Source organism: Mesorhizobium sp. WSM4845, from assembly GCF_055811455.1.
The window spans coordinates 66,503-73,129 of record NZ_JBVVQA010000034.1; the positions used below are offsets into that span (position 1 = coordinate 66,503).

4 protein-coding genes are annotated in these 6,627 nt (G+C 56.3%); all 4 read right to left on the minus strand.

What is annotated here, in order from left to right:
- Positions 1–2 precede the first annotated feature (2 nt).
- The 4 genes from AC0L2C_RS28700 to AC0L2C_RS28715 all read right to left on the minus strand — a co-directional run bounded on the left by AC0L2C_RS28700 (position 3) and on the right by AC0L2C_RS28715 (position 5,943).
- Positions 3–2,369: a SpoIIE family protein phosphatase gene (locus AC0L2C_RS28700; RefSeq protein WP_287240522.1), complete on the minus strand. Its 2,367-nt coding sequence runs from the start codon at positions 2,367–2,369 to the stop codon at positions 3–5.
- Positions 2,370–2,383: 14 nt separating this feature from the next.
- Positions 2,384–3,562, minus strand: a complete 1,179-nt coding sequence (locus AC0L2C_RS28705; protein ID WP_128168955.1) for a class I SAM-dependent methyltransferase — start codon at positions 3,560–3,562, stop codon at positions 2,384–2,386.
- Positions 3,559–4,080: a ubiquinone biosynthesis methyltransferase UbiE gene (locus AC0L2C_RS28710; protein WP_287240397.1), complete on the minus strand. Its 522-nt coding sequence runs from the start codon at positions 4,078–4,080 to the stop codon at positions 3,559–3,561. Before AC0L2C_RS28710 ends, AC0L2C_RS28705 begins: the two co-directional genes overlap by 4 nt.
- Positions 4,081–4,149: 69 nt before the next feature.
- The gene (locus tag AC0L2C_RS28715; RefSeq protein WP_473525002.1) at positions 4,150–5,943 is read right to left on the minus strand and encodes a putative bifunctional diguanylate cyclase/phosphodiesterase; all 1,794 of its coding nucleotides are present in this window, start codon (positions 5,941–5,943) and stop codon (positions 4,150–4,152) included.
- Positions 5,944–6,627 lie beyond the last annotated feature (684 nt).

Sequence of the window (6,627 nt, forward strand, 5' to 3'; positions counted from 1 at the left end):
TCCTACTTGTGCCTCATGATCACGAGCGTGATGTCGTCGTGGATTTTCTGTGTTCCGATATGCGCCATCAGGTCCTCAATAATTCCAGTTTTGATCTCCTCGGCGCTCCTGCGATGATAGTGGCGCGCACTGTTAGAGAGGCGTATCAAACCGAACAATTTTCCCTCCTGATCTTCCGCCTCGGTCACACCATCCGTGTGGAGCACGATCACATCGCCGCTGTTGAACGGAATGTCGCGCGTTGCGATAAACGGCAAGATGTTGCGTTCGAGGCCGATCGGCAGACCAAGATTGGCGGTATCGATACGCTCGATCTCTCCATTTGCACGAACGACGAGAACCTCCTCATGCTGCCCTGACAGGGTCACCCTCCCATTCTCAAAGTCAAGAAAGGCCAGCGAGAGATGCTTGTCGGTGTTGGTCCGTTCGATATTTTTATAGATGGCTCTGTTCAGTCGATCGAGAAACTGACGTGGATTGTCCTCGCCAGTCTCCTGCAGTGCGCGTGCAACGGATTGAACCATCAGCATCAGCACACCGCTTTCGAGCCCGTGGCCTGTCACATCGCCGATCCCGATCTTGACCCGCGATCCCTCTTGCAAGACGTCGTAGTAGTCGCCGCCGACCTCGTCGGCCGGCCGCATATAAGCGGCGATTTCGACCCCGTGGATGGCTTCGAGTTCGCTGGCTCTCGGCAGAACCATCATCTGGATATGTTTGGCAACTGCAAGCTCTGCACCAAGGCGGAGGTTCTCATCTCGCAATTTGCTGTTGAGGGCGGAAATCTCCTGATTTGCGTCTTCAAGCTCCTTCGTTCTTTCATCGACGATTTGCTCGAGATTTTCCGTATGGAAGCTGATCTCCTCCGCCATCCGGTTGAACGCGACCCCCACCTCTCCCACTTCGTCATGCGTCGGAATGCTTACTCGAACTGAATAGTCTTGTGCCTGGAGCCGCTTTGCGGCTGCTGCAAGCGCGCTGAGGCCTGCGGTGATCCGCTTTGAGATTCCGAAGACAGCCGCAAAGACAATCAGGAGCGAAATGATAATTGCGATGATCTGGGAGACCAGGATCCGGTTGGTCGCGCTGGAAATGCTCTGTTGCGCTGCAAGCAGGGAAGCATAGATTTCCCGCTCCGGGACGACGAAGCCGAGCATCTGGTTTTCGGCTGTGATGGACCCCGTGCTGTTCCAGAGATTGACTGCCTCCAGTCGGCGAAGCGCGACGATGTGAGGTTCGGCTTCGCCATCCTCCCAAATCGAAATATGCTTGATGACCGTCTTGTCGTCGGCAGGAAGTTCGAGCGCCGCAACGGCCGAATGCGTACTCTTTTTGAGCGAGCGATCGAGTCCGGTAACGCCTTGACCCGCCGCACCGCTTGCAATCTTGAGCCCGAGCGTTTTCTCGCCTTCGGGCTTGATCGCGAGCACATTGCCATTCGACATGGTGAGAAAACCGAAGCCCGTCTCAGCGACCTTCACGCTTTCGACGATTTCAGCGAGTTGATCGAGCGTTACGTCGGAAGCGACCATGCCGGCGACATCCTTGCGGTCCTTCGTCCAGAGCGGATGGAAGAAACTCACTATGAGCTTACCGGTAATCGCATCGATATATGGGGCAGTCGCCGTGATGTCATCGCCTTTTACGGGGCGCGAATTCGGGTCCCTGATCCACCCCTGCCAGCGCTCATAGACGCCAGGAAAGAAGAAATCCCAGAAATTTGCGTTGTTGTGGCCCGGATAGAGCTTGTCGAAGGTTTGCGCCTGATCGGAGTAAGGAGTCGTGCGCATGATAGGTGCTGCCTTCGGTCCAACGTAATAGACCTGCAACTTCCTGGCGCCTGTTGCCATTTGGCTTGGGCCAAAAATGTCGAACGCCGCACTCTCCTGAATTTTGTGGAGAATTTCGGGCTTCGGTCGGCCATCGGGGGAGAGAAGATATCCCCAGATACTCAAGACCGAAGGCGACCCTTGTGGGCTCTGCATCCAGTTTCCCTTGGGGTCATGTATAAGCGGCGCATTGAAATAGGAGTCCGTCGCCAGCGCGTTGCCGATTGCCTCCTTCGCCTCTGGATGATCGATCAGTCTCTGCATGGAGCCTGCAAGTGCGGTAACCTCGGAGTGCATTTGGTCGAACAGGAGATCGGCGCGCAGAGCAGTCGTCTCGATATAATTCTGGAGGTATTCCTGGCTCGCCTTGGTGAGGCCGCTCTCGATCTGGTACGTCGCGTCGCGGGAAAGCCGGTTGACGTTCCACAGGGCGACGCTCCCACCGACCAGGAGGTCGAACAGCACCGCCCCGCCTACAACGATTATGAATTTCGCGCGGAAGCTGTTAGGCCGGAAAACGGACCAGGGTTTGGGGGAAATGGCATGCGACTCGCTCACAGTGGCTTACGTCCCGATGCAACCCAGATTGGCCAGCCGGCATATCCCTTGGGGTGGAGCGCAGCGAAAATGTGATCCTGGAAACCCTGTCGGAACCGTCTGATGAACGCCGGCGGGTCACCTCGCTTTGTCGCCATCTCGCCTGCATAGACGTTCTCCCATGCCGCGACGACATCTGCGAAGTCCTGCGGATCGCCGTCGTGGTTGGTGACCACGAAAGACTCGACTCGAATGTCTTCGAACCCCGCTTCGACCAGGTATCGACGGCTTTTGGGGCCAAGCTCGATATCCATCTGGAAGTGCGCCCAAAGCTTGGCGACTTCATTATAGGTCCACTGGATGCTATCGGCGCGCGGTTCGCCCAGACAGTGCGAGTTCTTTTCATTCGTGATGTAGACGCGTCCCCCCGGCTTGCAGATGCGAAAGAGTTCCTTGAGAATCAGTTCGGGCTTGTTGAACACCTGCAGGGAGTGTCGGCATGTGACCAAGTCAAACTGATCTTGGTCGAGCAGCATTTCTGACGCGTCGCCATAGGTGTATTCAATTCCTCCGATATCGAACGCCGCAGCCACGCTTCGCGCATAAGCAAGGCTTGATCTGGAATGGTCGAGAGCGACAATCCGTGATGGCTGAAATTCTTTCTGCACGAGTACGGCGAAATCACCAATTCCGCAACAGATGTCGGCCATGATGATACCGGGTTGCATGCCGTGTCGCGGCAAGATTGTGCGCTCGTGGCGCCAAGTCATCTTCGTCTGTGTGCGGAGGATCGGAATGAACCCGCCTTCTTCGAGGAAGCTCTGCCCCGGATAGAAATCACTGTCATACTCTTGAACAGTGATGTTCGCTTCGATTCCGTTCAGGCGCCCGAATTTTCTGGTCGTCCACCCGACAACGCTTGACGTTACGAGTACGAACCTGAGATCTGGTCGAACGCGACAGGCGTCAATAATGACCCGCGAGAAAGCATGAAATGCGGTGTTGTTCATTTGCGTCAATCGTTTGACGTTTACGTACAGAGTGCCGCGTACACGAGCGATTGATTCCTTCAACAGGGCAATGCTGGGCGCAAGCTCATCGATCGATTGGGGCCGCAGTATTCCCGATATCGAGAACTCCTGATCGTTTGCATCGTATTGCGCTCTGAAACGCGGGAAAAGGTTGTACGCGCTCAACTTGGCATGCCCTCAAGCGGAAGATCGACGACAAGAGTGATGATTTCAGCGCCGACTTGCTCGACTCGAAGGGTCGCGTTGTAGTCGATGGCGAGTTCCAGGAGAACGACTTCACGACTGGGCGCGAGGTCTCCGGACACTGAGTTGAGATAGCGCTCCATTGCCTCGGATCCCGTAATTTGAAACACCGCTTCTTCAAAGAATTGTCGTTCTTCGGGCATGCAAGGGAACGTCAGTTCGATCCTGTCCGTCTCGCCCCGGCGGGACACTCTACAGGCTATTTCACCGCCGTAATGCCGCGTACGAAAGGCGACCTCCAATAATTCGTTCAACGCAGAGGAAAAGAGGTTTGAATGCCGTACGGAGTCAGTTCTGTTATGGCTGATCATCCGCGCCGAGTAGGTCGAGAGTTGATCGCAGAGTATCCAATCAGACATAAAAGTTTTGACGTCCAAATCGATCTGGATCATTGTCTCAAAGACTGCTTCGCCATCTTCGGCATGAGAAGCAATATTCATTGGCGTTCCTCACTCGTTTCTGGCTGCATTTTAGTCAAGCGATGCGACCCCTCAGTTTCGTCCACGCCGCTATGCATGGGGCCGGACGCTGGATCGCCAGATTTCGTCCCCACTTTCGCGTATTAGTTCCTTGGGAGATCGCCTGATGAAATCGCGCGTCGCCTCGGCTCCGAGTGGCCGTCCAAGGAAATCGCCCTGGAGGTAATCACAGTCTTCCCTGATCAGCCACTGTGCTTGTCCCGGCGTTTCAACTCCCTCCGCGGTGACGCTTATCCCCAAGCCGTGCGCCATGCCTATGATCGATCGCACGATCGTCTGACTTTTTCGATCGGTTTCTAAGTCTTTTATGAAGTATCGGTCTATCTTCAAAGTGTCGAACGGGAAGTTCTTAAGGTAACTCAACGAGGAGTAGTAGGTGCCGAAATCGTCTAGCGCGATCCTTATCCCGAGGACATTCAGGGTATTCAGTGTGTCAATGTTGTCGACGGTTTGCTCGAGAAGAACGGTTTCGGTAATCTCGAGCTCAAGCCGGTCGGCGCGGATTCCGACTGCGTCGACGATCTGAGCAACCGTGTCCGTGAGCGAACCGCTCAGGAACTGCGCCGGCGACAGGTTCACGGCGACCGTCAGTGAAGACGGCCATCTCGTTGCTTGGCGGCAGGCTTCTTCGATCACCCATCGTCCAATCTCGTCCATGAGACCGTCGGCTTCGGCGATCGGTATGAACACGCTCGGAGGAATGGTCCCGACTTCGGGATGCCGCCATCGCAGCAGCGCTTCGAAGCCCACGACCGACGCGGGAGCCCGAATGAGCGGTTGATATTCAAGATAAAGCTCGTTCCGGTCCAGCGCCATTCGAAGACTGCGCCTCAGATTTTCACGCTGTTCGAGCAGGAGCTGCATCGAGCGATTGAAAATTCGCGCACAGCCGCGTCCGTCTCTTTTGGCTGCATAAAGGGCGATATCCGCGGCCTTCATCAACTGCTCGCCCTCGGTCGCGTGTCCCGGTCCGAATGCAATTCCGATGCTCGCGCCGACGAAGACGGGGATGTCGTTGATCATGAACGGCGCCTTGAATCCTTCAATTAACGCCCCCGCGAGGCGTTCCGCTTCGGCGGGCTGTCCCGTACGCGATTGAATGACGGCGAACTCGTCTCCAGCTAACCGGTATGCGAGTTCGCCGTCCTGCAGCGTGTCCCGGATCCGGCCTGCTGCCAGTTGAAGCAACGTATCGCCCGTGCCATGGCCGAGCGTGTCATTGACCGCTTTGAAACCGTCAAGGTCGATTTGCAGCAGGGCAGTGGCATTTGGCTCATCGACCACCGACAGAGCTTGTTGCAGGTTTTCGCTGAACCCCCGCCGGTTCTGCAATCCGGTTAATGCGTCGTGCGTCGCCTGATGAAGGAGCATCATACGCTCTTGCTCTTCCGGTGAGCCCCGCCCGCCCCGCTCCCTTTCTCTGGATTCAATGATTCCAATTCCATTCGCAGCGCCGAAAACGACAGCGGAACGGGGCGCCTCCCCCAGCGATCGCTGCAGATTGACATTTATTGGAGTGCCGCCGCGCAGCACGCGAACAAATTTTTCGATGAGCTCAGTGCCGACGTTCGGATAAATCTCCCACAGAGCGTCGCCCGCAACTAGCGGGCGGCTGTGGATGCTTTTGAGGTTGGTTGCGTAGTGCGTCAGGCGGAAGTCCTGATCATAGAACGACACACCATCAGTCGTGTTCGCCAAAAAGTCCAGGAGACGTGCTTCGCTGATGGAGGACGGATGACTCGGTGAAAGCTCCTCCCTGTTCGCTCCGGCACCCAGCGCTTTCGGACGTAAGAGCCACTTCCAAAGGCGGTACAAAATCCGCATCTCCTCATCCCTACGGTGAAGCTAGCAAACCATAAGGCTAGTTGCAAACCTATAGGTTGCGGCGGTGCTTGCGGGCAAGTCATAGAGACGCCATTGGCCGAACCATTGGCGGAAACGCAAAGTTTGTGCCCGCGGATGGGCCGGACCGAAGATCCAAAAGGTTCCCCGGCTTCGGAGAATGATGGACATTCGGAGAGCAGATTGAAGGGAAAGTTGTTTCCGCTCTCCCCAGCTTTCGGCCGCACATCCCGCAAACGCTGGGCTTCCGGGAAGCCATGAAGGGGCCGGAGAATTGTTTGGGCAATTTTGAAGGTGATAGAGGGAGAGGACCTGAAAACCAACCTTCTCCACCCCGACTCGCAACCGGCCCCTTCACGTTGCCGCCATGCACCACGCCCACGGCGAAGCCGGGAATCTTCCTTGACCTTCTTAACGATGTCCGGCAGGGCGCCACCGCCTTCTCGACGCTCCGACACTGCCAACAGCCCCACCTACAAAAGCCGGCCTAAGTTTTTTAACGGAGGCGGGGAACATGGATGCTGCCTCGCGGTTGGACCCCGGAAAGCCAATTCGCAGCCTGAAGGAAAGCGGCCGAGCTCGCTCTCACGACGCCGCGAACCGGGCCTACGGAGATTAAGCATGCGAGCGCTGGTTTGGCATGGAAAAGAAGACATACGTTGCGAT

Excerpts from the sequence above, each read along its gene's own strand:
- AC0L2C_RS28710 (WP_287240397.1), bottom strand. The coding sequence starts at position 4,080 with ATGAATATTGCTTCTCATGCCGAAGATGGCGAAGCAGTCTTTGAGACA.
- AC0L2C_RS28715 (WP_473525002.1), bottom strand. The coding sequence starts at position 5,943 with ATGCGGATTTTGTACCGCCTTTGGAAGTGGCTCTTACGTCCGAAAGCG.